Source organism: Kordiimonas pumila (assembly GCF_015240255.1).
Lineage (GTDB): Bacteria > Pseudomonadota > Alphaproteobacteria > Sphingomonadales > Kordiimonadaceae > Kordiimonas > Kordiimonas pumila.
Genome location: NZ_CP061205.1, coordinates 1,058,417 through 1,082,878 on the forward strand (window position 1 = coordinate 1,058,417; position 24,462 = coordinate 1,082,878).

Annotated in this window: 25 protein-coding genes and 2 tRNA genes; 5 read left to right on the plus strand and 22 right to left on the minus strand. The window is 49.0% G+C overall.

Annotated features, from left to right (window positions below; translation table 11 throughout):
- Positions 1–741: a hypothetical protein gene (locus ICL80_RS04650; protein WP_194214947.1), complete on the minus strand. Its 741-nt coding sequence runs from the start codon at positions 739–741 to the stop codon at positions 1–3.
- A 3-nt stretch (positions 742–744) separates the two neighbouring features.
- Positions 745–2,223, minus strand: a complete 1,479-nt coding sequence (locus ICL80_RS04655; protein ID WP_194214948.1) for a DNA cytosine methyltransferase — start codon at positions 2,221–2,223, stop codon at positions 745–747.
- Positions 2,224–2,543: 320 nt separating this feature from the next.
- On the opposite strand from ICL80_RS04655, the gene ICL80_RS04660 reads away from it, so the two are divergent.
- The gene (locus tag ICL80_RS04660) at positions 2,544–2,774 is read left to right on the plus strand and encodes a hypothetical protein (protein WP_194214949.1); all 231 of its coding nucleotides are present in this window, start codon (positions 2,544–2,546) and stop codon (positions 2,772–2,774) included.
- 523 nt (positions 2,775–3,297) lie between these two features.
- Here ICL80_RS04660 and ICL80_RS04665 read toward each other — a convergent pair.
- The 14 genes from ICL80_RS04665 to ICL80_RS04730 all read right to left on the minus strand — a co-directional run bounded on the left by ICL80_RS04665 (position 3,298) and on the right by ICL80_RS04730 (position 12,822).
- Positions 3,298–3,372 (minus strand) — tRNA-Phe (locus ICL80_RS04665).
- Positions 3,373–3,471: 99 nt separating this feature from the next.
- A complete protein-coding gene (locus tag ICL80_RS04670) occupies positions 3,472–3,657 on the minus strand; it encodes a DNA gyrase inhibitor YacG (RefSeq protein ID WP_194214950.1) in 186 nt (61 codons plus the stop codon).
- A gap of 13 nt (positions 3,658–3,670) precedes the next feature.
- Positions 3,671–5,080, minus strand: coding sequence for a ribonuclease E/G (locus ICL80_RS04675; RefSeq protein WP_194214951.1), 1,410 nt, complete (start codon positions 5,078–5,080; stop codon positions 3,671–3,673).
- On the minus strand, positions 5,077–5,685 hold the full coding sequence (locus ICL80_RS04680) for a Maf family protein (RefSeq protein ID WP_194214952.1): 609 nt from the start codon (positions 5,683–5,685) through the stop codon (positions 5,077–5,079). The genes ICL80_RS04675 and ICL80_RS04680 overlap by 4 nt, the downstream gene beginning before the upstream one ends.
- Positions 5,686–5,700: 15 nt before the next feature.
- A complete protein-coding gene (gene infA / locus ICL80_RS04685; protein WP_191250466.1) occupies positions 5,701–5,919 on the minus strand; it encodes a translation initiation factor IF-1 in 219 nt (72 codons plus the stop codon).
- Positions 5,920–6,097: 178 nt separating this feature from the next.
- Positions 6,098–6,526, minus strand: coding sequence for an arsenate reductase/protein-tyrosine-phosphatase family protein (locus ICL80_RS04690; RefSeq protein WP_194214953.1), 429 nt, complete (start codon positions 6,524–6,526; stop codon positions 6,098–6,100).
- Positions 6,526–7,023 (minus strand): UPF0262 family protein, encoded by a 498-nt coding sequence (locus ICL80_RS04695; protein WP_194214954.1) that lies wholly within the window; start codon positions 7,021–7,023, stop codon positions 6,526–6,528. The genes ICL80_RS04690 and ICL80_RS04695 overlap by 1 nt, the downstream gene beginning before the upstream one ends.
- 12 nt (positions 7,024–7,035) lie before the next feature.
- On the minus strand, positions 7,036–8,328 hold the full coding sequence (gene hisD / locus ICL80_RS04700; protein ID WP_194214955.1) for a histidinol dehydrogenase: 1,293 nt from the start codon (positions 8,326–8,328) through the stop codon (positions 7,036–7,038).
- The gene (gene hisG, locus ICL80_RS04705; protein ID WP_194214956.1) at positions 8,309–8,980 is read right to left on the minus strand and encodes an ATP phosphoribosyltransferase; all 672 of its coding nucleotides are present in this window, start codon (positions 8,978–8,980) and stop codon (positions 8,309–8,311) included. Before hisG ends, hisD begins: the two co-directional genes overlap by 20 nt.
- A 66-nt stretch (positions 8,981–9,046) precedes the next feature.
- Positions 9,047–9,478 carry a DUF2948 family protein gene (locus ICL80_RS04710; RefSeq protein WP_194214957.1) on the minus strand — a complete coding sequence of 144 codons (432 nt, stop codon included), beginning with the start codon at positions 9,476–9,478 and terminating at the stop codon, positions 9,047–9,049.
- 46 nt (positions 9,479–9,524) lie between these two features.
- Positions 9,525–10,805 (minus strand): UDP-N-acetylglucosamine 1-carboxyvinyltransferase, encoded by a 1,281-nt coding sequence (murA, locus tag ICL80_RS04715; RefSeq protein ID WP_194214958.1) that lies wholly within the window; start codon positions 10,803–10,805, stop codon positions 9,525–9,527.
- Between the two features lie 86 nt (positions 10,806–10,891).
- Positions 10,892–11,446 carry a dCTP deaminase gene (gene dcd, locus ICL80_RS04720; protein ID WP_194214959.1) on the minus strand — a complete coding sequence of 185 codons (555 nt, stop codon included), beginning with the start codon at positions 11,444–11,446 and terminating at the stop codon, positions 10,892–10,894.
- A 110-nt stretch (positions 11,447–11,556) separates the two neighbouring features.
- Positions 11,557–12,597 (minus strand): zinc-dependent alcohol dehydrogenase family protein, encoded by a 1,041-nt coding sequence (locus tag ICL80_RS04725; protein ID WP_194214960.1) that lies wholly within the window; start codon positions 12,595–12,597, stop codon positions 11,557–11,559.
- A gap of 69 nt (positions 12,598–12,666) precedes the next feature.
- Positions 12,667–12,822, minus strand: a complete 156-nt coding sequence (locus ICL80_RS04730) for a hypothetical protein (RefSeq protein WP_194214961.1) — start codon at positions 12,820–12,822, stop codon at positions 12,667–12,669.
- Between the two features lie 152 nt (positions 12,823–12,974).
- Between ICL80_RS04730 and ICL80_RS04735 the strand changes: the two genes are divergently transcribed.
- A tRNA-Thr gene (locus ICL80_RS04735) sits at positions 12,975–13,049 on the plus strand.
- A gap of 95 nt (positions 13,050–13,144) precedes the next feature.
- On the opposite strand, the gene ICL80_RS04740 is transcribed toward ICL80_RS04735, so the two are convergent.
- The 4 genes from ICL80_RS04740 to ICL80_RS04755 form a co-directional block, all read right to left on the minus strand.
- A complete protein-coding gene (locus ICL80_RS04740) occupies positions 13,145–16,735 on the minus strand; it encodes a response regulator (RefSeq protein ID WP_194214962.1) in 3,591 nt (1,196 codons plus the stop codon).
- Positions 16,732–17,688, minus strand: a complete 957-nt coding sequence (locus tag ICL80_RS04745; protein ID WP_228073815.1) for a hypothetical protein — start codon at positions 17,686–17,688, stop codon at positions 16,732–16,734. Before ICL80_RS04745 ends, ICL80_RS04740 begins: the two co-directional genes overlap by 4 nt.
- 158 nt (positions 17,689–17,846) lie before the next feature.
- A complete protein-coding gene (locus ICL80_RS04750) occupies positions 17,847–20,045 on the minus strand; it encodes a multicopper oxidase domain-containing protein (protein WP_194214964.1) in 2,199 nt (732 codons plus the stop codon).
- Between the two features lie 72 nt (positions 20,046–20,117).
- Complete coding sequence (locus tag ICL80_RS04755; protein ID WP_194214965.1) at positions 20,118–20,480, minus strand: hypothetical protein; 363 nt, start codon at positions 20,478–20,480, stop codon at positions 20,118–20,120.
- 168 nt (positions 20,481–20,648) lie between these two features.
- Here ICL80_RS04755 and ICL80_RS04760 point away from each other — a divergent pair, with 168 nt between their 5' ends.
- On the plus strand, positions 20,649–21,575 hold the full coding sequence (locus tag ICL80_RS04760; protein ID WP_194214966.1) for a diacylglycerol/lipid kinase family protein: 927 nt from the start codon (positions 20,649–20,651) through the stop codon (positions 21,573–21,575).
- A 22-nt stretch (positions 21,576–21,597) separates the two neighbouring features.
- Here the strand turns inward: ICL80_RS04760 and ICL80_RS04765 are convergent, their stop codons facing one another.
- Positions 21,598–22,062, minus strand: a complete 465-nt coding sequence (locus ICL80_RS04765; protein WP_194214967.1) for a glyoxalase superfamily protein — start codon at positions 22,060–22,062, stop codon at positions 21,598–21,600.
- A 185-nt stretch (positions 22,063–22,247) separates the two neighbouring features.
- On the minus strand, positions 22,248–22,637 hold the full coding sequence (locus ICL80_RS04770; protein ID WP_194214968.1) for a DUF2794 domain-containing protein: 390 nt from the start codon (positions 22,635–22,637) through the stop codon (positions 22,248–22,250).
- Between the two features lie 196 nt (positions 22,638–22,833).
- Here ICL80_RS04770 and ICL80_RS04775 point away from each other — a divergent pair, with 196 nt between their 5' ends.
- Both ICL80_RS04775 and ICL80_RS04780 read left to right on the plus strand, forming a co-directional pair.
- Positions 22,834–23,520 carry a head GIN domain-containing protein gene (locus ICL80_RS04775; protein ID WP_194214969.1) on the plus strand — a complete coding sequence of 229 codons (687 nt, stop codon included), beginning with the start codon at positions 22,834–22,836 and terminating at the stop codon, positions 23,518–23,520.
- Positions 23,513–24,208: a head GIN domain-containing protein gene (locus ICL80_RS04780; protein WP_194214970.1), complete on the plus strand. Its 696-nt coding sequence runs from the start codon at positions 23,513–23,515 to the stop codon at positions 24,206–24,208. Before ICL80_RS04775 ends, ICL80_RS04780 begins: the two co-directional genes overlap by 8 nt.
- Positions 24,209–24,462 lie beyond the last annotated feature (254 nt).

The following is a 24,462-nucleotide window of genomic DNA, read 5'->3' on the forward strand; positions in this document are numbered from 1 at the left end:
TTAACCTCCTAAAAACCTGGATAATATGCCCAAGGCTTCTGTGAGCGAGCCATATAGATTAAATACTTTAGCTAATACTAAAGGAGCGGCCGTAACAAGGGCAGCATCAATGAATTTTGTTAACCTTCCTAAAAGCCAATCCCAAACCCGAGACCGGGCGCTCAGCATATTTTCTTCAACGGTTTTTAGTTTTTTCTTATCCAGATTGGGTTTGATTAATTCTTCTTTTACCGCAGCTGATATTTGGTCGATTTCCTGGATAACTTCAGCTGGAATGTCATGGTCTAAAATAAGCTCAGGAGGGTTATTATGTCCTCGACCGTACTGTCCTTTCACATCCGCTAGAGCATCATCCAAATGTTCTAATGCTTTTATCAGATGGCCTTTGGTTTTGTTATTTATTTGATTGGTAGCCGGTGCTCGAAACTGATTCAAAAATTCGGTCGGGTATCTGTCTAATATCTCATGTATTCTGGCTATAACTCCAGAACCTACTTGCGGCGCAGGGGAATAATATGAAACGGTTTGCATTCCTCGCAGTTGGAAAACATGCGAAATATTTCTCAATCTGTATCTAAGTGATGCATCATTGCGGGTAGAAAGAGAACCTGACAGCACTCCATTTATAAATTCATTTCTATCAATTTCTATTTGCTTAATTTGTGAGTGCAACAAATAGAAATAAGCGTGTATTGAAGCAGTTAATTCAGCATCGCTCCATGGACGATTGCCTTTTTCCATGATTTATACCTCCACCCTGTCCAACACATCAGCAATGATTTCAGCGATCTGTTTTGCGAGATAAGGAGGAACTGCATTGCCAACCTGATGATATTGTTGAGTGCGCGGCCCTTCAAAATGGTAATTATCAGGAAATGTTTGCAGCCTTGCTGCTTCCCTAACTGTCAGACTTCGACATTGTGACGCATCATAGTGAATGAAGTAATGGCCATCCTTTGAAATATGAGATGTTACTGTTGTTGAGAATTTATTTGGTATCTGAACCCGAAAACGATCAGAAAACATTTTCCCTGCTCGCCCTGCTTCTACATTGCGATGATTTGGAAGAAGGTCGTGCGGGAAGTCAGCAAGCTTTGGGGATACATTCATTGATTCCGCATAACTTGCTGCAAACAAATAGCGATAAAGATCACTTTCCATATGCGATCTGGTTTCATGTCCGGTTATTTCATTAAGGTTTTTATCCGAGTACCAATCCGTCATAACTTTAGGTGGAATATATTGTTTGGAGCTTCTGGATTTGGGCAAGGGTGCCTTTAGGGAGTATGATAATTTGCTAGCCACATCACGCACAACCTGAGTCCAACGGTCAGTTGAATCTCCCCCCTTGGACACCCCGCTTCTAATCCTGGGCATTCCATCCAAGACATCTTTAACTGTTGGTGATGGTGATTTTTTAAGAGTTCCCGGTATTATGTCTAAGTCTGATCTGATGCCTACAATGAACATTCGGTGCCTAGCCTGTGGTACTCCGTACTCCTCGGCTTTTATTATGAAAGATGCAGGAGATAACTCACCAGTTAAATCAACTTGTTCACTCAAAGAGTATAATTTATAGCTGATGCCATTTCCATCCTCACCAACTGCCCGCTTTGGCCTTGAAAGGTCTTGTGTGATTTTGTGCGCTATGGAAACGCCATCCACTTTTGCAGAGACTAACCCTTTAACATTTTCCATAACAAATACCGGAGGTGAGTGATCAATAATAATCTTGAGATATTCTTTGTATAAGAAATGTTTTTCATCCTGTGCAAAATCAGGATCATTTGCACGCCTGGATCGACCAACCAAAGAATAAGCCTGACATGGCGGCCCGCCTACAAGCGCCCATTTCTTTGTGTCTTTAAGTTTTTCTGTGATTATATTTTTAACTTGGTCATGTGTATCACTGCCAAGCGATATTCGAAGTGCGCATTCTCTGACATGCGACCATTGTTTTGGGAACATCTCCTGTAAACTGATTAAGTCAATCTGCCCCGAAATATAATCATAGTAAGCTTTAGGTACTTTACCTTTTCGGAAAGAGCGAAAGAAATGGCGTAGCTGTAAAGTTTTATGAGCATGTTCATCACGCTCGATACAGGCAACAGATTGAAAAACATGCTTATCGCTTTTTGATAAACTAGCAAATCCCTCGCCGAGACCACCAGGGCCAGCAAATAGGTCAACAATAGGGTATGGTCGTAGCTTATGGTTTTTCAATTAAATACCCTCCCCCCATGAATTCCAAACCTAGGCTAATTGTATAGATGTTACAAATACAACTTCATGCAATCACATTACACTTTCTAAAGTAAAACAATTTATTTACAGGGTATTAAAATAGCACCATCATCATTAACTTAGGGTCTGGGGAAATATCATAATTGCCTATGCCTCCAGTACTGCATGGCTCAGACGCTAAAGTAAAGATACCCCCCGGTGCCTTGAAGTGACCACACAGGGTCTTGCACCAGCTCCTACGCTTGCTGTCGCAAAGGGGAAGGGATTGATCCCCTCATTTTCTAGCTAGGAGAACCAATATGAACATCTTCACATTTCTGTCTGTTGTTATGACCGGCATATCAAAATTCACAGTCGAGTGCTGTGATGCCTTAACATCATCAGCCTCTGCCATTAACAAGTGCGCTCAAATAGCAGATGTAACAGCTGATGCTATGCTGAAGGAAACAGAAGCTGAGAACGAGCAGCAGATGGTCGAGCTAAGAGCCAGGTTTGCTGCCAGGCAGTTGCCCAAACCAATAACATCATGATTATCAGGAGCCCTTTGGGGTTCCTTTTTTTCACACATGCAAGATAGATCGTAAGAAAGTGAATGCTTTTTTATTGGTTCTTAAATAGCGCTTAAAGCACTAGCCTAACTAATCTGGATGCATGATTCCCGAAATTCGAAGACATGCTAATGGATGGGGCTGCAAGGGCAATCTATGCAGCCTAGAACTTGAATGAGCGAGTGCTTCAGTACCATCATTTGGAAAATATGAATTTTCGCTACGCTCACCGTGTGGACAGTTTCGGATAAGCTGATGGATAAATCATAGATTTAACCACACCCTCCCCCAAAACTGACGCACACTAATCCTACATTTACACAGGTAACAACAGCAGCATGGTTTTAAATAAGGGTGGGTTTTAAGTGAATGTAAATTTCGCGAAAGATGATTAGCTTCAACAAAACATGTTACAACGGACCCTAATGAGACCCTAAAATAAAAAGTGACCCTGTCGCTAGACTGGCAACCATCCTGTATCTCATTGTAATTATTGTAGGAAAAGTGGTGCCCGGGGGCGGATTTGAACCACCGACACGCGGATTTTCAATCCGCTGCTCTACCCCTGAGCTACCCGGGCACATATAAGAATCAAGGGTGGGTTATCCCTTTGTGCGAAGGGGCTTTTAGCCAATATTATTGAGCCTGTCCAGCACCTATTACATTTTTTTGATAAAGCTTAATCTTCTTTATCTGCCCTTATGCTGTTTTCAAGGATGGGATCAGAGACTTCATTGTCGCCAGCGAGCACATAATCTTCATTAAACCAGCGACCAAGATCAAGATCAGCGCAGCGTTTGCTGCAAAATGGCCGGTAGGCCTGCTCGGTTGGTTTGCTGCATTCAGGGCATTTTGGCTGGGGCATGAAAGTGTCCTTTCTAAGCTGTGCGTGCGCGAATATAAACGTCTGCTGCACTTGCTGTCTCTAACACAAGGGCGCGCTGTGCCTGCCGGGAGATATCCTCCATCAGGCTGGGCCGGGTATTTAGCCAGTTTATTACAGCGTCTGGTGCCGCGATAACAAGGGGGCCGTGTGTTGTCTCGCGCCTGCCTGTGCGCACGGCTTTTTGCATAAGGCTTATTGCTGAGGCGCTTGGGCGTTCGCGCATACGGGCGGGCATCAGGTAACGGTCACGCAGGCTAAGGCCGCTGCGCTTGCGGGTAAATTCAACCAGACCAAACATGGAAATACCCGTGTGCTGCACTGGGACACTGTCCTCCCGCATTACACGCTCTATAAGCTGCATCAGGGCCTGTGTGTGGCCTTTGCCTGTCATATCTATATAATCCACAACAATAAGGCCTGCTAGGTCTTGAAAGCGCATATGGTAAGCAAGCGCCATTGTTGCTTCCATGTTTACGGTTAGCTTGGCTTCTGCGGCGCTCATACCTTGTAGGGCACTGCCCATATTCACATCAATGGCGGTAAGGGCGGGGGTTGGGGTAATGCTGATCCAGCCGCCAGAAGGCAGGCTAATTTTGTCGGCAAGGGCTTCTTCTATGGCTTCTTCAACACCCAGTTCTTCAAAGGCGCTTTCTGTGCCTGCTGTTTTATAAAGCGAAAGGCGTGGCAACAGGTCTGGCCACAGGCGCTGGGCTACGGTTTTTAGTGCAGCAAGGTCACTGCCGTTTTCAGTGCACACAGGTGTGTCTGTGTCAGGCACTGTGAGCAATGCTTTTTCACCAATAGACCATCCATAAACCAGCCCTGGTTTTTCTGGTGTTGCCGTGATCGCGCTAGAAAGAGCTTTTGCCTCTGCAAGCACTGATTCGACAGACACAAGCCCGGCGCGTGACCGCACAATAAGCACGCACTGAATATCAGCAGCTCCGAGTGCAGCCTGAATGGTTTTGGCTGGTTTTGCTTCAATGTCTTTTGAAACACTAATGCGCTGTGTACCGGTTTCGGCAACAACATATCGGCCCATAAGGCGTGGGCGCGGTGTTACCACCAGCGTTTTATTATCGCCGGCTGCAGGCTCGCTTACCACTTGCACATTCAGCATCTGGCCTTCCTGCACACAGTCGCTAATGCTGCGCACTTGCCCTTTAACAAGCAGGCGTGCCCGGCGGAAATTCAAGCAGCCTTCAATGCCATCCCCCATATCGAGAAAGGCCATGTCGAGGGTGCTATCAACCCGGGTAACACGGGCGGTATAAATCGCATCAAGCGGGCTAACGCTAATATCATCATGGAAACGCAGGCTAAGAGGCATGCCGTCTTCATCAATATCAGAACTGCGCCAGCATCCGGGGGCAACATCGATCAGCGTAAAAGGGCCGTTCATGGTTTGTCTGTTTCTTTCAAATGGGTATGAAGCCAGCCAGCCACCTCAAACAGCGGCAAGCCAACAATGTTGCTATAAGAGCCGGACATAAAGCGTACGAAGCTGGCGGCAAGGCCTTGTATTGCATAGCCGCCTGCTTTGCCGTCCCATTCACCGCTGGCAATATACCCGCTGATTTCGGCATCTGTAAGGCGTTTGAAGGCAACAACACTCGCAACAGATTTTACATACTGCTTGCCGCAGGGCAGCACCAGCGATATGCCAGAGATAACCCTGTGCCTGCGGCCCGATAACAGCTTGAGGCATTTAATAGCAGTGTCGCTGTCTTCTGCCTTTGGCAAAATGCGGGCACCACATGCTACAACTGTATCTGCGGCCAAAATCACATGGCCCGCATGCTCGCGGTAAACAGTAGTCGCTTTTTCTGCGGCAATACGTTCGGCATAGATTTTTGGTTTTTCGCCCGCATGGGGCGTTTCGTCTATATCTGCCGGAATAACAGCGGCAGGTATAATGGCTATTTGCTCAAGCAACTGTAGCCGCCGCGGTGACGCGGAGGCCAAAATAAGACCAGTCTTTTCAGAAGGCTTCGCGGCGGCGGTCATAAAGCCACCGGTATCTTATTTGAAGCGATAAGTAATACGGCCTTTGGTCAGGTCGTAGGGCGTCAGTTCTACAAGAACATCATCACCAGCAAGAACACGAATGCGGTTCTTGCGCATTTTACCAGCTGTATGACCCAGAATTTCATGGTCATTTTCCAGCTTTACCCGGAACATAGCGTTAGGCAACAGTTCAGTGACTGTGCCGCGCATCTCAAGTACTTCTTCTTTAGCCATCAGGGCTCCTTGTTTGTGGCTATCTCGCGGGGTGCCGAAGGTGCTTTGGCGTGGCCCGGAAAAAATTTGCGCCCATACATGCCGCTGTTGCGTGAAAAAAGCAACATTTTTGGTGTTTTTTGGCAATAGGGGCAGGAAAAGCAGGGTGAAAGCGTGTTCTATATGCAACCAAGCGTGCTTATTTGCTAAAATTAAAGCGGTCTGCGATTCGACATTCGAGGTGGTCGCGTACCAGCCTGTAGCTATCCATCACCTGATTGCGGGTGCCTTCAGCGTCTGATGGGTCTGGTGTTGCCCAATATTCCAGCTTGGTTTCTGGCCCCACCATTTTAGTAAGCCGCTCGTGGCTTTCCGGTGTTAAGGCGATTACCAGTTCAAACAGAGGCAGGTCAATGTCGGCAATGGTTTGGGCTTTGTGTTGTTCAATCTGCAAACCTTCTTCTGCCATGGCAGCTACGGTAAAGGGGTCAAGCGCGCCTGCAATCAGCCCGGCTGATTCCACAAACATACGGCGTTTGCTGTGTTTCATGGCAAGTGCTTCGGCCATGGGGCTGCGCACAGCATTCTGGTTACAGACAAACAGAACATTCTTTGGGGGCTTTGTCATTACCGAGGGCCCCTTCCATCTTTAAGGTGCAGTATACATACTAGGGTAAAAAGCCGCCGGGCGGTTTGCATATCAATTTCCACTTTGCCCTCTAGGCGTTCTTGTAATAGCTCGCTGCCTTGGTTGTGCAGGCCGCGCCTTCCCATATCAATGGCTTCAATCTGCGATGGGCTTGCAGTTTTAATCGCTTCATAATAGCTGTCACAGATGGCAAAATATTCGCGAATAATGCGGCGAAACGGGGTCATGGCGAGCCTGAAATTCATTAAAAGCTCATTGTCAGTACTTTTGACCTCAAAAGAAAGGCGGCCTTCTATGGTGCCTAAATGCAGTTTGTAAGGCCCCTCATAGCGATCATCGGCTGATTTCACGAGGTCAAAACTGTTTTCTTCCAGAAGGTCAAAGATGGCAATACGGCGCTCGTGCTCCACATCGGCGCTCCAGCGCACAATTGTGGATTCGTCCAAGGTTACATCTATAAGCTTCTTTTTTGTCATACGGTATATTTGCTATGGTTTTAATCGAATAGCAACAGACAGTGCGTGTGCACCCAGCCCTTCTTCCTCGGCAAGCCGAATGGCAGCAGGGCCAACAACCCTTAGGCTTTCTTCCGTGCAGCCCACAAAGGTGGTGCGTTTCATAAAGTCATAAACACTCAGGCCACCTGAAAAACGTGCCGTTCGAGCTGTAGGCAGCACGTGATTTGGCCCAGCTACATAGTCACCGATCGCCTCAGGCGTGTGGCGGCCAAGGAAAATGGCACCCGCATTCCTGATTTTTGCCTGCATTTCTGACGGGTTATCAATGGCCAGTTCAAGGTGCTCTGCAGCCAGCCTGTCTATCAGCGGTATGCTGTTCATTAAAGTATCAACCACGATCACTGCACCGTAATTTGTCCAGCTTGTCTGCGCAATATCACGGCGTTTAAGGGTAGCCAAGTGGTCTTCAACCGCCATAATAACCTGTTCGGCGTATGCAGCATCATCGGTGATCAATATACTCTGTGCGGCGGTATCGTGCTCGGCCTGCGATAAAAGGTCAGCAGCAATCCAGCGTGGGTCGTTTTTATTGTCTGCCACCACCAGAATTTCGCTGGGGCCTGCAATACTGTCGATACCAACTTTGCCAAACACCTGTCGTTTCGCCTCCGCAACAAAAGCGTTGCCGGGGCCAACGATTTTGTCAACAAGGGCAATGGTTTCTGTGCCGTAGGCGAGGGCAGCTACAGCCTGTGCGCCGCCAATGCGGTATATTTCTGTAACACCAGCTAGCCGGGCTGCTGCAAGCACCAGCGGGTTTAAAACATCGTCTGGGGTTGGCACCACCATAACCACGCGGTCCACGCCAGCAACAGAGGCTGGGATGGCATTCATCAATACAGAGGACGGATAACTTGCGGTGCCGCCAGGCACATAAAGGCCAGCCGCTTGAACAGCTTTCCAGTGCTGGCCAAGGCGCACACCGGCATCGTCTATATAATCCAGATCGTCTGGTAGCTGTTTTTCGTGGAAAGCACGAATACGGGTTGCTGCGGTTTCAAGCGCCTGCATGGTTACTGGGTCTATCTGCTCGCAGGCCGCGTCCACTTCAGCAGCTGTAATGGCAATGCCTTTAGTGCGAGCATCGAACCGGTCAAACTTTGCGGTCAGGTCAAAAACAGCATCGTCACCGCGTGCTTTTACATCGGCGATGATAGCCTTTACCGTGTCGCTCACATCGCTAGACGATTCGCGCTTTGCCCCCAAAAGCGCTTTAAAGCTTTCTTCAAAATCTGCGCTCTTGCTATTTAGACGCTGTACCATCTTGGGTTGCCTCTCTGAATCGCTCTATCCAGTAACTTACTTCTTGGGGACGTGTTTTAAACGCTGGCCTATTTACCACAAGCCGCGAGGTAATATGGGTTAATACCTCAACTTCCTTCAGGTGGTTTGCTTTCAAGGTGCCACCCGTGGATACAAGATCAACAATGCGCCGCGAAAGCCCCAGTTTTGGTGCCAGTTCCATCGCGCCGTTCAGCTTGATACACTCAGCCTGAATACCGCGCTCGGCATAATATTCGCGGGTCATATTCGGGTATTTGGTAGCAACACGAATGTGCGACCATTCTTTCGGGTCTTCCTCTGCTTCATCCACCGGCATCGCAAGCGACAGGCGACAGTGGCCAATATCCAAATCAAGCGGTGAATACAGGTCAGAATAGCCAAATTCCTGCAATACATCGTTACCGACAACACCCAGATGCGCTGCGCCAAACGCTACAAACGTGGCAGCATCAAAAGCGCGCACACGGATGATCGAGAGATTCGGGATATTGGTATCAAACTCCAGCTTGCGCGATTTCGGGTCGTCAAAATCGGCTTCGGGTTCAATGCCAGCTTTCCTTACAAGAGGCATAACCTCTTCCAGAATGCGGCCTTTTGGCAGGGCTAGTACAAGTTTTTCACTCAGTTCCATTGGGCATTTCCACGGGGCATTGATAGCAAGAATAATAAGGCGGTTTGGTTCGCGGCTTCTGTCGTATCAGGCATGATGCGGTCTGGCAATAGCTTGCCATGTATCCGATACATCTGCGGCAACACAGTCGATTACCTCTGCCGTTATGGCAAGGCTACTACCCCCTGAAAAATTGAGTACAATTTGGGTGCTCTTTTCAGTTTCAGTGGCCTCTATGTTCAAGAGGCTTAAAATGCTCTCAGAGTTTGTGATGTCGATATTCTGGTATTGGAGTTTTTCAACACCGCGAAAATGAAATGCTGTGCGAATACGTTCGCCTTTTGGCCTGCGGAACAGGCGCTTTTTCTCCCACACAAAACGGTTGCCAATACAGGCTAGGCGTTTTTCAGCAGGCAGCCACGCAATATCGCCCACCCGAATGGTCATATCCTGCAAGAGAGCAGATATAACAGTGAGGTCATCAGCGCTTTGCGCAATCAGTTTCAGGGGCTTGTTCATAAACCAGCAGGTTCCTTTGGTGTTCCGTTACAGACGGAATGTAAGCTTATGAGGCCACACGTTCAACTGCTGCGCCAACATTACGCAATTTTTCTTCCATATGCTCATAGCCACGGTCCAGATGATAGAGCCTGTTTACGTGGGTTTCCCCTTTCGCGACAAGCCCGGCAAGGGCAAGGCTCATACTAGCCCGAAGGTCTGTTGCCATAACAGGCGCGCCGCGCAGGCTCGATACCCCGCGCACGGTTGCACTGGCACCTGTCACTGTAATATCGGCGCCAAGCCGGGTTAGTTCTGGCACGTGCATAAAGCGGTTTTCAAAAATAGCCTCAGTAATAACAGACGCGCCTTCAGCAACAGCCGCCAACGCCATAAACTGCGCTTGCATGTCTGTTGGGAAGCCGGGAAAAGGCTGGGTAACTATATTAAAGCCCTTGATGTGCCCGTTTGATTGCACGCGTATGCCGCCTTCTTCCACGGTAATAATGCCGCCTGCTTCTTTCAGCTTATCCAGCATTGCCTGCATATGTTTGGCAATAGCACCTTTCAGAAGCAGGTTTCCTCGTGTCATCAGCGCGGCAACCGCATAAGATCCTGCTTCAATTCGGTCAGGCATGACGGTGTAATCTGTGCCGTGTAGGCGGTCCACGCCCTCAACAGTGATTGTTTCTGTGCCAGCACCGGTTATTTTTGCGCCCATCGAATTGAGGCATGCGGCCAGATCAGCGATTTCAGGTTCGCGGGCGGCGTTTTCAATGGTGGTGGTGCCTTTGGCCAGCGCCGCCGCCATCAGGATATTTTCTGTAGCACCCACGGACGCAAACGGGAAATTCACCGTGCCGCCTTGAAGGCCCTTGGGCGCGCTTGCACGAACATAACCCTGTTCAAGGTCAATTTGGGCGCCCAGTGCCTCCAGTGCCTTTAGGTGCAGGTCGATGGGGCGGTTACCGATAGCACAGCCACCGGGCAGGGAAACAATCGCTTCGCCTGCGCGTGCCACAAGAGGACCAAGCACCAGAATAGAGGCCCGCATTTTACGCACAATGTCATAAGGGGCGACCGTATCGTGAATGTTGCTGGCATCAAATGTTAGGCTTCGGCCTGCGTGCCCGCCCGCATTGCCGCCCGCAATTGTAACCGTGGCGCCTATGTGGTTCAGCAGATCAGACAGGGTGGTGATGTCTGCAAGGCGCGGCAGATTATTTAGCGTAACCGGCTCGTCTGTTAGCAGGCATGTGCACATAAGCGGTAATGCCGCGTTTTTTGCGCCGCTTATTTGGACCGTGCCCTCAAGCCTGTTGCCGCCCTTGATGACCAGCTTTTCCATAGTAAATCCTTTGTGCTGTTTAAAAACAGCTATATTTATGTCCTGCGTGTCTGCAGTAAGGCAGAAAAGGGCCGTTTTTGAGGCGCTTACAGTTTTGGCAGGGTAACGCCGGTTTGGCCCTGATATTTCCCGGCCCGGTCGCTGTAGGCGGTTTCGCACGGTTCGTTACCTTGCAGGAACAGGAACTGGCATGCGCCCTCATTGGCGTAAATTTTGGCGGGCAGCGGCGTGGTGTTTGAAAACTCCAGCGTTACGTGGCCTTCCCAGCCTGGCTCGAGAGGTGTGACATTCACAATAATGCCGCAGCGTGCATAGGTTGATTTGCCAAGGCAGATCACCAGCACGTCGCGCGGGATACGGAAATATTCAACGGTGCGGGCAAGGGCAAAACTGTTTGGCGGGATGATGCACACGTCTGTATCGCGGTCCACAAAGCTGTCGGTTGAAAAGTTTTTCGGGTCCACAACCGCGCTGTTTACATTGGTGAAAATCTTGAACTCTGGCGCAACGCGGGCATCATAGCCGTATGAGGAAAGCCCGTAAGAAATATTGCCGTCCCTGATCTGGCCATCCACAAATGGTTCGATCATGCCGTGCTCCTGTGACATTTGTCTGATCCATTTATCGGACATAATGGCCATAACGTTTTCTCCGGGCGTTCATTTAATACATAGGTCAGATTTGTAGGACACTATTTAGTAACAAACAAGCCAGTTTCTACCCTATATAGACAGGGTTGGTGCGGTGGCCGCTAGAACTGGGTAATAACTGTAATGCCTTTGCTTATGGCTGTGTCCATCTCCATCAGGGCAGGCACGGCGGCCTCAAGGCTTATCCTGTCACCGATTAGCCGTTGTGGTTGTAACTTTCCTGCGGCCAGCATGTCCATCAAGGCATCATAGCGATATGCCTGCATGCCGTGGCTGCCAAGAATTTCCAGTTCGTGTGCGACCACTTTATCCATGGGTATCTGCGGGGTGGCATGATCACCGATCATAAGCCCCACTTGTACATGCCGCCCACGCTTTCTGAGGTTACTAATAGAATTAAAACATGTTGCCGGGTGCCCAAGGGCATCAAGGGACAAATGCGCGCCGCCGCCTGTTATATGGCGCACAGCTTCTACAATATTTGGTGTGGCGGTGGCATTGACAGTTGCAACAGCCCCCATTTCTGATGCAAAGGCCAGCTTGTCGTCGGTTACATCAATGGCCACCACATTGGCGCCCAAGGCATTTGCTATCATAATAGCCGAAAGCCCCACGCCGCCGCAGCCATGCACGGCGACCCACTCGCCGCCCGCTACCCTGCCTTGGTCGGCGACAGCCCTAAAAGCCGTTACAAAACGGCAGCCAAGGCTCGCGGCTGTCGCGAAGTCTATATTCTCAGGCAAGCGCACAAGGTTTGTGTCGGCATAGTCAATCGCTACATATTCAGCAAATGACCCCCAGTGTGTAAAGCCGGGCTGGAACTGGTTGTCGCAGACCTGATGGTGGCCTGCACGGCATTCGCCGCAGTGACCGCAGCCGCCCACAAAGGGCACCGTAACGCGGTCGCCTTTATGCCAGCGGGTTACCAGCGCGCCAACAGCTTCTACCGTGCCTGCAAGTTCATGCCCCGGCACATGCGGTAGTTCAATATCGGGGTCATGCCCCATCCAGCCGTGCCAGTCACTGCGGCAAAGCCCTGTGGCGTGAACTTTAACAACAACACCGTGCGCCGGGGGCGTGGGGTCTGGCATGTGCCGAACAGTGGGGGTGCCTTGAAAGGCTTCGTATACCATGGCTTTCATGGGTGACTCCGGGTGGGTAAATGTGCGGGTAATAAGGTGAGCAGCTAATAGAGCAGGGGGCGTGTGTTTTCACGAGCCATCTGTTGTTTTGCGCTCGCGGGATTGTTCCTTCCGCCGCCTTAGGTTGGCGCGCAGTGCTTCTGCAAGCCTCGCCTGTTTATCTGCTGACTTTACTTTAGGGGGTGGGCCGCCTGCTGGTGGCTGGTTTTTATCTTTATTTGTCATGTCGTCAAAATGTGGCGAATCCGCAATAAATTCAAGAGAGAAAATTTGTTGGCGGAACTATGAAATAAATAACAGTTTTTCTTGCGTTCAGAGCCGCCGTATGGCAATAGGCGCGGCACGGGTATTTCACTGATATCCGCTGCCTTCTATGTGCTGCTGTAGCTCAGGGGTAGAGCACTCCCTTGGTAAGGGAGAGGCCGAGAGTTCGAATCTCTTCAGCAGCACCATTTTTCACAGCATAAATTTAACCGTTGCCCGGGCAAAATGATTACTTTTGGGTCGCAGAGAATATGTAAGGTCAAAAGGTTTTATAACAATCTCTTTAGGCTATAAATTCCTGCAATTCGGTATGAGCAGTTTTGCACGAATCTATAAATTCCTGCATCAGGGTGCCGGTGCTATCTAGGCCGCGTTCCCTGATCGTTTTCTCCAGTTCACTTGCAAGGATACTAACTCTGGTGGCACCGAGTGAGGCACTGCTAGACTTAAAGGCATGCATAATAGCCTGTATATTTTTGGCGTCTTTTGCGTCGAGGAATGCACGCAGGTTTGCAAGCGAGCTTTCGGAAAACTCCAGATAGCTTTGAACAACATCCTTGTACACACTGCCGGTTTGTTCCTCAAGGGCAATCAAGATGCTTGTATCAATCATTTTTGCTTTTACGGCTGCCCCTGAAGTATTCATAATTTTCTTGGGGAGCCACTTTTGCATAATGGGCGCGAGAGCCTTATAATTTATAGGTTTGGAGATAAAATCATCCATACCGGCATCAAGGCATTTTTCCATGTCACCTTTCATGGCATTTGCTGTGCAGGCAATAATGGTTAGCCGGGGTAAACCATTTTCTTTTTCGCGGTTTCTGATGGCCTGTGTGGCTTCATATCCGTCCATTTCAGGCATCATACAGTCCATTAATACCATATCAAAGGTGCGCATTGAAACCTGCTCGAGCGCTTCCTTGCCGTTTCCAGCCGGGGTGACACGGCAGCCAAGCTTTTCAAGCATTCTGGTGGCTATCATCAGGTTTACGGTATTGTCCTCAGCTAAAAGAACGCTGCAATTTTTCAGTGTAATCTCTTTTGCTTCTTCAGCAGGTACAGCAGCTTTACTGTGCTCAAGCATGTTATAGCGCGTAATCAGGTGTTTAGGGCCTATGTTTCTGGATTGTTCCCATATGGTTTTCAACATGCGGGGAATTTCATGTGGGAAAACAGGCTTAGTCAGGTACCCGGCAAAACCATATTTTTTCATTTTGGTATCGTCATTTTTTGCTGGTATTGAGGAAACCATAACCATTAGGGTATCGGCAATTTCAGGTGTCTCCTGAACGGCGGCGGCCAGATCAATACCGTCCATATCTGGCATACAGTAATCTGTCAGCAGAATATCAAACGGCGCCCCTGCTTTGCTGGCCTCAATAAGCGTAGTAAGAGCCCGCGTAGCCGTGGTCGCAAGCGTAAGCCTTACATTATAGGGGGCCAGTTGCCCGGTAATAATTTCTAGCGCTGTGTTATTATCATCAACCGCCAGCACTTTCAGGTTATATGGAAAATCATTTCCAATATTGAGGCGGGTCTTTTCATTGTGCCGCTGTGTGGTGTCTGGGTCAGGGTCGAGATAGAAGGTCACGGAGAAAACAGATCCTTTGTTTACAGTGCTTTGAACCGTTAGTTCGCCCTGCATGACTTTAGCCAGATCCTGACAAATACTCAGACCAAGGCCGGTGCCACCATATTGCCGTGTGGTAGATGTATCTGCCTGATCAAACTTATTGAAAATACGGCTCTGTTTGTTTTTTGCAATACCGATGCCAGTGTCTTCAATCTCGATGGTATAAAACACCTTGCCGTTAATAGAGGTTGAGTTGAGAAACCGTAATACAATATGCCCGGTTTCGGTAAATTTAACAGCATTGGTTAAGAGATTGAGGAAAATTTGCCGTACCCGGCCTGGGTCGCCCAATACAAAACGCTCGATATCATCTGGGAAGTGTAACAACAGGTCGAGCTTTTTTTCAGCAGCCTTGGGGGAAATTATTTCTATCACACTGGTCGTGAGTTCCAACATATCAAAAGGAATATGGTCGAATTCGAGTTTCCCTGCTTCGATTTTGGAAAAATCAAGAATGTCGTTAATCACACCTAGAAGTGAATCGGCTGATGTCAAGATTGTATCAGCATAGTGCTTTTGCTGCCGTGACAGGCTTGTATCCATCAAGAGGCCGGCGGAACCAATAACGCCGTTCATGGGAGTGCGTATTTCATGACTCATATTAGCCAGAAATTCCGATTTTAGCTGGTTAGCTGTTTCTGCATTTTCTTTTGCGATCAATAATTCTTTTTGAATTGCCTTGTTTTTACGGATCTCGACTTTCAGTTGTTGGTTTGTATTTATATAATCGAGCAGTAACCCTGTGAGGGGTACAAGGTACGACACAGTTTTCAGAAAATGCGCAATATTGAAATGGTTGTCGACAATGCGGGCAGAGCCAAAGGTCATGTGTGCGCCGAGCAAAATTTCAGGCAGCACTGCTAAAACCATACTGGCCGTAAATATCGATGGTCTGGTTTTATATAGCCTCCAAACCAGTGGGATAGTAACCAACGAGATAAGCAGCGGTGCCAGATCGTAGGGGCGTTTTATAGTGTTATACGGAAACTGTGTTTGTGGCAGCGCATCGCTTGTTATCACATAAACCACCATTACAATGGCAAAGAGAAAAGCCGTGACCGCAATAATAGCAAGTAAGCGGATTACTTGCTGGCGGTGGCTGTTTTTGTTGTTCCTGCGGTGATGCCATAGCAGAAGAACAAGCCCAAAAATAACTATTGTGGTGTGAAAGAAACGTGCAACCGCCCATGTAAAGGGCGGGATATCAGGGCTATTAGAATAAGTGCCGATCAGCTGTGTTACCGCTAGAATGTGGAAGGCATCGAGGGCACCGGAACACATCATGACAAGGCCAATAACTGGCAAGGTGACATCTTGTTTTATCTGGTAGTACACAAAAGCCATTGCCGCCGTAATACAGGCAATCATGACGGCGCTCCAGTCAAGAAACGCATGGGTAAAAGTACCGGAAACAGCATAGTATATTTCGGTTTGCACTGTTTTTGGCGGCAAGCCCCAACTGGCAATTTCGGTTAGGTTAAAAAAGTATGGGGTGGAGGCAAAATTGATCCCCATCACATTTAAAAGTGTTGGGCTAAGAGATACTGTAATCAGCCCCCATATGAGCCATGGGGGGAACTGGTCTTTTATGCGTTTGGCAATGCCCCCAGAAGGCTTGTCGATTTTTTGATTATAACAAAACAGCGCAAAGCCAATAACCATAAAAGTAAAGGCGGTGTGAATAGCCATGGGTACAAAGCTGCTCCATACATAATAACCGCCAGCAATCTGTATATAGCGAAAGACAGAAACTGCACCCAGTAAAGAAAGGACAATAGCGAGCGACAGCAGGCTATAGCGTTTAATCTCTGTTGGGATACGCGCATGAAAAACAAGTAGTCCGCTGCCGGCAAAAATAAACGAAATTGCTGTACTGGGCGACATACGACCAGGGTGGCTGGTTTCTGTCTGAATATAGCCCTTTACAAACAGTTCATCAATTCCCGTATCCAGCCCGGTTATATATTGAAAAAGCGTAATCAACCCAAGCAGCACAGATACTGTTGCAGCCCCTACGGCAACTTTCTGCTGGTTTAGAACGGTGGCGATAAGCCCTGCGCCCACCAGTAAAAAACCGAGAGCCGTATTAAACTGCATGGGTGCCCATGTCGGCATAATCTGTATAAGGGCTATAGTATGGGTGTACCAACCCGCCATAACCATCATAGATAGCAGCACAGCGTAGCAGCCTATAATGAAAGGAAAATACGTTAGAGCATGGCTGTTAAGGGCACTTTTCACTGTAGGCCCTCCACCAAGGTAATGGCTTCCAGACACAGCCTGTATACATCTGATGGAATTTTGCCGGTTTCAAAATGGGGAATTTCAATAGGTTTCACACCCATAATACTAAGCCCCATGGCCTGCACATCTGCCAAAATACTTTCCTGTGCATTGATAACATCAGACGGGGTTATTCTGCCCGCGATTGGTTGTAATATCACAACGCCGCCCGGTATGGCATAGCCCGGTGTCCGGGTCAGGCGGTCTAGTTTTCTCATCAATTCAAGAGATAGACGATAAACATCTCGTGGGCTCTTGCCGCTAATATTGGAGGCGTTAGCGTTAGGGGCTGTTAACCCTTTTATTTCGTATATTTGGTGCAGCACGTCATTCACAGACTGTGCAACCCTGTAGACATCAGAAGGTGTAATGCTGGTTTTCAAAATAGTGTCCAGCAGCAAGCTAAGAATGGAAAGATTTTGATAAACATCGGTCGGGGTTTTACCTGCTTGAAAGCGTGCATAGTCGGGTTGGGATAGCCCTTCTTTTTCACGAATTGTGCGCAGCGCATCAAAGGCGGCATCAACCAGTATTTTGACGTCAGAAGGGGCAATGTCGCCTGTGTAGGAAGGCGGCAGGGCCAGCGGCGGAATGCCCTCGCGCGCTTGAAGGTACTGTATTTTTATTAAGACTTCGCGGGCTTTTTGCCAGACATGGCGGGGCATGCGTTCAGCCATCGATGTTTTGCGAACATTGGGTGTGATGCGGCGGGCCTCTATCAGAGGCAAAAGCTCAGCAAGGGCATGCCTGCTGGCTTGAAATACATGCGAGGGTGTTATGTCTTTGTTGGGTATGGGGGGGGCGGCCTCTACTGTTGCCGTATCTATGATCATACACAGTAGTAAAAACAGCAAAAGGAATTTTGCTGCCATGAAACGATGCATTTTGCAGCGAACCCATGGTTTTTTCATACCTATACCTACCACCTGCACTTGATCGTGCTTCTCAGACTATGCTGGTATAATGGTTAATATTTTGTCAATAGCTGATAGCAGGCGTGGAATAAAAAAGCAGGCCGAAACAAAAAGTTACGGCCTGCTATTCTTGTTTTTATAGGACTGGTGCGGGGTTAGAATTTTACTCTTATGCCAGCACCGGTGCCGTGGTCTTTGTCGTGTCGGGCGGTTATGAGCCAGCGTTTTGATAGTTCGTATGAAAGCGCAAGGGTATATTCGTCTTCCTTATCAGAAAAATCATATTCCCATTCCCATTCAAACTTCAGGCGCTTTGTAAGCTGCAGCTCAGATTCAAATCCGGCGGTTATGTCGCCTTTGCTGTCTATCTCAACTTCTGCTTCGATCAAGAGCGGCAGGACATATTTTGCACCAAGTATACCGCGTGTTTCGGTTGGCTCACCCACTTCATGGCGCTCAACGCGCACACCGCCGTAGAGGTCAAAAAACTTGTTGATGCTGCGCTCATACGTGGCTTTGCCTTCAAAGCCTTTTTCATCAAAGCCATAGTCAAAATCCGCCTCAAAAGCATTACGGGTGTTTGACATGCGCAGGTTCACGGCACTCACAGCGTTGGTTGCTGTTATATCGCCGCGGTAAAACCAGGGGTTAGCGGCAAGCTTTGCTCTGGTAGCATCATTATAGGTGCTTGACCCTTCATAGGAAATGACGCGCGCCATACCAGTTTTCATGTGGTAAAGGTTATGGCAGTGGAAGAACCAATCTTTTTCTTCGTTTGCTTCAAACTCAATAATCACTTGGCCCATAGGCGGCACGTTTACAGTGTGTTTCACCGGGCTAAAGGCACCCGCTGACGTGATAACTCTGAAAAAATGGCCGTGAAGGTGAACAGGGTGGTGCATCATGGTGTCGTTTTTCAAAACAAAACGAACATTTTCACCGCGTTTGATCAGGATTTTATCTGATTCCAACAGTGTTTTGCCGTCAAACCCCCAGACATAGCGTTCCATGTTGCCTGTCAGGGTAAGGACCACTTCGCGCTCTGGCCTGCCTGCTGTCAGGCTCGATTCTTCTACAGATTTAAGCGGTTCATAGTCTGTCATATAGGGAATGGGTTCCCCTGACGCGAGCGGTGCGGCTTGCGGCATAGTGTGCCCCATGGCTGCATGGTCCATTTTGCTGTGATCAATGGGTGCCGGTGCTTTCGGTGCTTCTTGTGGCATAGTGTGGCCCATCGCAGCATGATCCATACCTGCCATATCGCCGCTGTCCGTGGCGCTGTGTTCCATTGCCCCGTGGTCCATACCCTCCATACCGCCGTGCATGCTGTGGTCAACAGCGAAAGGGTCTGGTTTTGGAATATCTGGCGCATGCTTGATTGTGCCTTCTGGGTCTGGCCCAATGAAAATACTGGCATAGCCTGTACCATCTTCTGATGTTGCCCTAAATTCAGCGGCTCCTCGGTGCGGCGCATCGATAATCACATCATAGGTTTCGGCAATAGCGTGCCGGATACGCTGCACTTTAACGGGTTGCACGTCCACCCCGTCGGCTGCTACAATTGTCATGGGGCCACCCGCATATTCAATGTTGAAATAGCTAGAGGCTGCCGCGTTCACGATGCGTAATTTTACCTTGCTGCCGTGCGAAACCTTAAAGCCGCTTTGCCTCTGTCCGTTTGCCAGAAACGCATCGTAGCCAACATCAGATATATCCATAGGCCCCATGCGGGTCCATGCGCCTGAGAGCCTGTTTTTCACAGCAGACCAGCCGTGGGCTATCACTTTGCCCCATGATTGGACACTGTCTTTTTTAAGGGCGTAATAATCACCGTCTTTTTTAATATTGGCGAGCACATGGTGCGGGTTTTCGTCGGTCCAGTCAGACAGAACAACAACTTTTTCGGTATATTCTTCTTCGCCGGTTTCCGGGTAAAACACAATCGGGCCGTAAACCCCGCGCTGCTCTTGCAGGCCTGTGTGGCTATGGTACCAGAAGGTGCCTTTGTGCTTTATCGGATATTCAAACGTGTGGCTGCTTTTGGCAGCAATCGGGGTTGTAGTTAGAAAGGATACGCCGTCCTGCTCGTTGGGTAGCAGAACACCGTGCCAGTGAATACTGCTCGCGGTATTGAGTTTATTATGGAAAGTAACCCGCAGGGTATCGCCGACACGCGCTGTAATAAGCGGGGCAGGAATGCCGCCGCCAACGGTTAGGGCCTCAACCGGTTTGCCGGTAAAGTTCACGGTTGCTGTATCTATGTCGAGTTCATACTCCACAATTTTTGCATGCGCTGTTAGGGGCGCAGCCATGAGTAGCAGGGCTAAGAAAGCCGTTTTAAAAAAATATTTCATTAGGTATTCCTGTAAAAGAAAACAAATCAACCAGCATGCAGCGCATGCCGGGTATGGTTTTTGTTAGTCTTTTCAGGCTTTGGGCGGGGGGGCGAACCCGTATATATAGCCACTATCCGCAAGTTTAAACCTGCGTTGTTCATGCCCTTGTTTAAGGCCGAATATTTCCGTGTTTACCGCGCTTGTATCAAATATTTGGGCCACATGACAGCGCGACCCGGTATTGCACTGGCACGATGTATCCTTGTCGCAGCAGGCATGGTTTTCTGCGGTTGCGGCGGCGGTTTTGGCGGGTGTTTGTTGGTGCATAGCATGAGGCGCATCTAATGTTTGCATGCTGGCGTGGTTATCGTGCACACTCAAAGGCGCTGCAAAGGTGGCCCCTTGCATGCTGCCCAGCGCAACGATTATCATCATCACCAGAAGTTTTCTCATATGTTCCAGCCATTTGCTTTACGGATGTTTTTGTGACACTTGTGGTCTGGTTAAGTCAAGCTTATCACGGTTTTTTGTTCACAAAGTTGCAATATGCAGGTTTGTTCATGGTTTTGTCACATTTCACGGTCAAGTAACGAGCGTGCAAATCAGCTACCACGGGGTATTATGACATTGCCACATAACAGCCGAATTACCATTATCAGCAACCCGATGGCTGGCCAGCGTAGCAGACCGTTTCTGGATGCCACGATTGCCCATTTGAAAGCGGCAGGCCGCGAGGTGGAGTTGATCTTTACCCAGTATGCAGGGCATGCGGTAACGCTGGCGCGGGTGTGTGCTGATGAAGGTATCAGCGGCCTTATTGTTGCGGCAGGCGGCGACGGCACCATTCGCGAGGTGGCCGAAGGGCTTGTTGGCTCCCCGTTGCCTATTGGCATTATCCCGACAGGTACGGCAAATGTACTGGCGCGGGAACTGGGTTACATCAGGTTTGGCCGTAAGTCTGCGGCTTATACAGCCCAACTCCTTTGCGGGCATGCGGTTGAAGCGGTTTACCCTTTTGCTGTTGGCTTGCCCGGTAAAAAATCAATTGGCCTGTGCTGGGTGGGGGTGGGGTTTGATGCCGCTGTCCTGACCCATATTAACCCCGGGTATAAGCTACGGTTCGGCCGGGCGGCCTTTGCACCAGCCATCCTTAAAACCCTGTTTGCAGAGGAGAAAATGCCTTCTGTGCCGTGGATATACCGTAGTGCCGAGGGGGAGGCAGAGGAAGGTGTATCTGCATGGATTGTTGCTGCTAATATCAGGCGCTATGCAGGCCCTTTTACGCTTACGCGTAAAACCCGGCATAATACGAAGGGTATGGCGTGTTTGATGTTTAACAAAGCGGGCGCTATGCCCCGTGCGGTCGATCAATTGCTTATTGCAGCGATGCCACTTGATACACGCGGCAACACACGGGTTATAACTGAGGGGTTTTTAAGCCTTGGCACCGGTACAAGCCCGGTCCAGCTTGATGGTGATTTTGTGGGTTACGGCCCGGTTACAGTGGAACCGATGGATACAGCCCTGAATTTTATGTCAGGGCTGTAAGGTTTCGTGTCGTGACTTGGGCTTATTGGGTGTTTAGATACACTCTTATATGCCCGTCGGGTTTGCCGAGCAGGTTTACCGAAATACCGTCTTTGTTAATGCTGCCCTGAACCCTGCGGCGTGTAAGGCCAATGCGGGTCATGGCGGGAGGTGTTACCGGCTCGTCAAATTGCAGTTTTACACGCCACACTGCCGGATTTATGGTTTGTTCAAGGCCTAAAAGGGTGCCTTCGAAAGGTGCCTCATAATAAAGGCCGCTTACCTTGCTACCCACCTGTACAGGAAAACTATTGCATAGTGTGCCAGTTGGCACCGCACATGCGCCTGTTGGTGGGAGATGCGCACTGAGTGTGTTCCAGTCGCGGTAGCCTTCAATATGGGCGATAGCTTCAAGGCTGTCACTGTGGCTTAGGGCTATATCTTTGTCTGCCATAAAAGCACGAAGGCGCTTTGCCCCGGCTTTGGCATTTTTTGTATGCTCTTTCATCTTTATACATCCGTAAACGGCGCTGTTATTTGAGGGGTCTGCATTGCCGTCAACTGGCCGATTAATCGGTTAAGACGAAATATTTCAAGTATGGCCTTCACTATACCCATGGGGCGCAGACAGCAGGCGGCCACTTGCCTGCCGGTCTTTTGTCATGGGGTGCTGCGTCTGTCAAGGTTGATTGATTATATGGCTTTTAGGGTCTGACGGTCAAAATACCGCATCATGATAGCAAGGTCTTTTCCGCGCTTCAGTATTTGGCCACTGGTGTTTGTGATCCGCCACATGCCTTGTTTGTTTGCCAAGGCAGGTTCTTTGATAATGTTATAAAGCGGCATTTCACTGGCGCGCCGGAAAACCGAGAAAATAGCCATATCAGCCATATGGTCAATCGCATAATCGTGCCACATGCCTGCTGCAACCATGCGGCCATATATGTTAAGAATTGTCCCCAGTTCATGCCGGATAAAATAAACTGTTGGGTTTGCTTTTTGGGGTGCCGCAACAGCGTGGTGCTGTGCGCCAGAGTCGTTTGCCTTAAGGCCGTTACCAGAGAGCGTAATTATATCGTCCATCCACACCTCTTCTGCCCGCAGTGTGCTGCAAAATGAATTGTTTTGCAAGCTTGTGGGTTTAGGGGCCATATTGTGGCCCATGGTGTGGCCTATGTTATCGATTGACGAAAAGGCCATAAAATGGGATAAAAAGCGCAGGCGGCAGGGAAAAAACATAAGCCGCTATACGACAGAACATAAAAAGAGGATATGACCCATGCAGAAGTTCCATTCTTACTACAGGGGCGCACGCACACTGGCAGCAATTTGCCTCATGTGTGCCCTTACAGCCCCAGCCTTATTTGCTGATGAAACCAGCATTACCCGTGATTTGCCTGCCTTTACCACAATTGTAATTGAAGGCGCGCTTGACCTTAAGTTGACGGCAGGCAAAGACCAGCATGTTGTGGTAAAAACCGAAAGCGATTACCACGAGCATGTCAGCACGACCGTAACTGGTAATACCCTCACAATTGATACAGATCATGGCCGTAAAAATACGTTTTGGGGCAATGAAGATGTCACGATAACAATTGAGCTCCCAAACCTTGAAAAGCTTGATGTTAAAGGCGCGGTGGATGGCACGTTATCAAACCTTGATGCCGATGATTTTATGCTGGATGTGAAGGGTGCGGCTGATGTGAAGCTGAAAGGCACATGTAACACCTTTAAAATGGAAATTAAGGGTGCAGGCGACATTGAAGCTACCGATTTTAAATGTAAATCTGTCGCGATCAAGGTGCGCGGCGCCGGTGATGCCAGTGTTTTTGCCAGCGAAGCTGTTGACGCCGAAGTAAGCGGCGTTGGTGCAGTTGATATTTATGGTTCTCCTGCCGATGTGCGCAAAAAAGTAAGCGGCATAGGTAGTATTGACCTAAAGGGTGAGGGCAAAGACAATGAATAAACGTGCACTTGGTGCAGTGATTTGTGCTGTTAGCCTTATTGCTGTTTCTGCTTTTGGTAAAGATACAGCTTCTGAGGAACGCGCGGTTGCTGCGTTTACCAGAGTTGAACTGCAGGGCGCTATGGATGTGAATATCACGCACGGTGACCAGCAAAGGGTAACGGTTACGGCGGATACAGGCATCCTTGATAAGCTTACCACCACGGTCAAAGACGGCATCCTTGTTGTTGATATGAAATCAGGCCTGTTCAGGAACATTAAGGTTATGCGGGTTGATATTATATTGCCTGTGCTTGACGGCATGAAGCTTAAAGGTTCGGGCGATATGCTTGCCGAAGGTTTCACCGCAGAGAAACTGGACCTAATGCTGACTGGCTCTGGTGATCTGAACATTAAGGGCCTTGATGCTGAATTGCTGTCTGTTGCGCTTAAAGGTTCAGGCGATATACGTTTGAAAGGCACATGTCAGTCTATTGATGTAGACCTCAAAGGCTCTGGTGATGTGGAAGCAGATTCGATGAAGTGTGCCAAAGCCACTGCCAATCTTAGAGGTTCTGGTGATATAGACCTTTATGCCCGCGACAGTGCGGATCTGAAGTTGCGGGGATCGGGCGACATTGACATTCACGGCAACCCGACTGACCTGCACACAGAAGTACAGGGTTCTGGCGATATTACACGCCGCTAAGAGATAAGTACAATAATCATATTGTTGCCGTATTTGGGCCTTTTGCGTGCCTTAATGCAGGTGCCATATATGGATGTTGGCCTCGACTGGCCCGGTTGTTTCGGAGGCATGAACCCTAGCCCCCTCATCTCCGACCCCTACAGCAACCGGGCCAGTTTCTATTCCCATAAAAACAATTAAGCCCCCTTCACCCTACAACGATGGTTTGCTTCTATGTTAACAGACTTGCATGGAAGGGGTAATCGCATTATCTA

What these genes read in the sequence shown, in the direction of transcription:
- ICL80_RS04650 (WP_194214947.1), bottom strand. Translation starts at nt 741, where the DNA reads ATGGAAAAAGGCAATCGTCCATGGAGCGATGCTGAATTAACTGCTTCA.
- ICL80_RS04660 (WP_194214949.1), top strand. Translation starts at nt 2,544, where the DNA reads ATGAACATCTTCACATTTCTGTCTGTTGTTATGACCGGCATATCAAAA.
- ICL80_RS04670 (WP_194214950.1), bottom strand. Translation starts at nt 3,657, where the DNA reads ATGCCCCAGCCAAAATGCCCTGAATGCAGCAAACCAACCGAGCAGGCC.
- ICL80_RS04675 (WP_194214951.1), bottom strand. Translation starts at nt 5,080, where the DNA reads ATGAACGGCCCTTTTACGCTGATCGATGTTGCCCCCGGATGCTGGCGC.
- ICL80_RS04680 (WP_194214952.1), bottom strand. Translation starts at nt 5,685, where the DNA reads ATGACCGCCGCCGCGAAGCCTTCTGAAAAGACTGGTCTTATTTTGGCC.
- infA (WP_191250466.1), bottom strand. Translation starts at nt 5,919, where the DNA reads ATGGCTAAAGAAGAAGTACTTGAGATGCGCGGCACAGTCACTGAACTG.
- ICL80_RS04690 (WP_194214953.1), bottom strand. Translation starts at nt 6,526, where the DNA reads ATGACAAAGCCCCCAAAGAATGTTCTGTTTGTCTGTAACCAGAATGCT.
- ICL80_RS04695 (WP_194214954.1), bottom strand. Translation starts at nt 7,023, where the DNA reads ATGACAAAAAAGAAGCTTATAGATGTAACCTTGGACGAATCCACAATT.
- hisD (WP_194214955.1), bottom strand. Translation starts at nt 8,328, where the DNA reads ATGGTACAGCGTCTAAATAGCAAGAGCGCAGATTTTGAAGAAAGCTTT.
- hisG (WP_194214956.1), bottom strand. Translation starts at nt 8,980, where the DNA reads ATGGAACTGAGTGAAAAACTTGTACTAGCCCTGCCAAAAGGCCGCATT.
- ICL80_RS04710 (WP_194214957.1), bottom strand. Translation starts at nt 9,478, where the DNA reads ATGAACAAGCCCCTGAAACTGATTGCGCAAAGCGCTGATGACCTCACT.
- murA (WP_194214958.1), bottom strand. Translation starts at nt 10,805, where the DNA reads ATGGAAAAGCTGGTCATCAAGGGCGGCAACAGGCTTGAGGGCACGGTC.
- dcd (WP_194214959.1), bottom strand. Translation starts at nt 11,446, where the DNA reads ATGGCCATTATGTCCGATAAATGGATCAGACAAATGTCACAGGAGCAC.
- ICL80_RS04725 (WP_194214960.1), bottom strand. Translation starts at nt 12,597, where the DNA reads ATGAAAGCCATGGTATACGAAGCCTTTCAAGGCACCCCCACTGTTCGG.
- ICL80_RS04730 (WP_194214961.1), bottom strand. Translation starts at nt 12,822, where the DNA reads ATGACAAATAAAGATAAAAACCAGCCACCAGCAGGCGGCCCACCCCCT.
- ICL80_RS04745 (WP_228073815.1), bottom strand. Translation starts at nt 17,688, where the DNA reads ATGAAAAAACCATGGGTTCGCTGCAAAATGCATCGTTTCATGGCAGCA.
- ICL80_RS04750 (WP_194214964.1), bottom strand. Translation starts at nt 20,045, where the DNA reads ATGAAATATTTTTTTAAAACGGCTTTCTTAGCCCTGCTACTCATGGCT.
- ICL80_RS04755 (WP_194214965.1), bottom strand. Translation starts at nt 20,480, where the DNA reads ATGAGAAAACTTCTGGTGATGATGATAATCGTTGCGCTGGGCAGCATG.
- ICL80_RS04760 (WP_194214966.1), top strand. Translation starts at nt 20,649, where the DNA reads ATGACATTGCCACATAACAGCCGAATTACCATTATCAGCAACCCGATG.
- ICL80_RS04765 (WP_194214967.1), bottom strand. Translation starts at nt 22,062, where the DNA reads ATGAAAGAGCATACAAAAAATGCCAAAGCCGGGGCAAAGCGCCTTCGT.
- ICL80_RS04770 (WP_194214968.1), bottom strand. Translation starts at nt 22,637, where the DNA reads ATGGACGATATAATTACGCTCTCTGGTAACGGCCTTAAGGCAAACGAC.
- ICL80_RS04775 (WP_194214969.1), top strand. Translation starts at nt 22,834, where the DNA reads ATGCAGAAGTTCCATTCTTACTACAGGGGCGCACGCACACTGGCAGCA.
- ICL80_RS04780 (WP_194214970.1), top strand. Translation starts at nt 23,513, where the DNA reads ATGAATAAACGTGCACTTGGTGCAGTGATTTGTGCTGTTAGCCTTATT.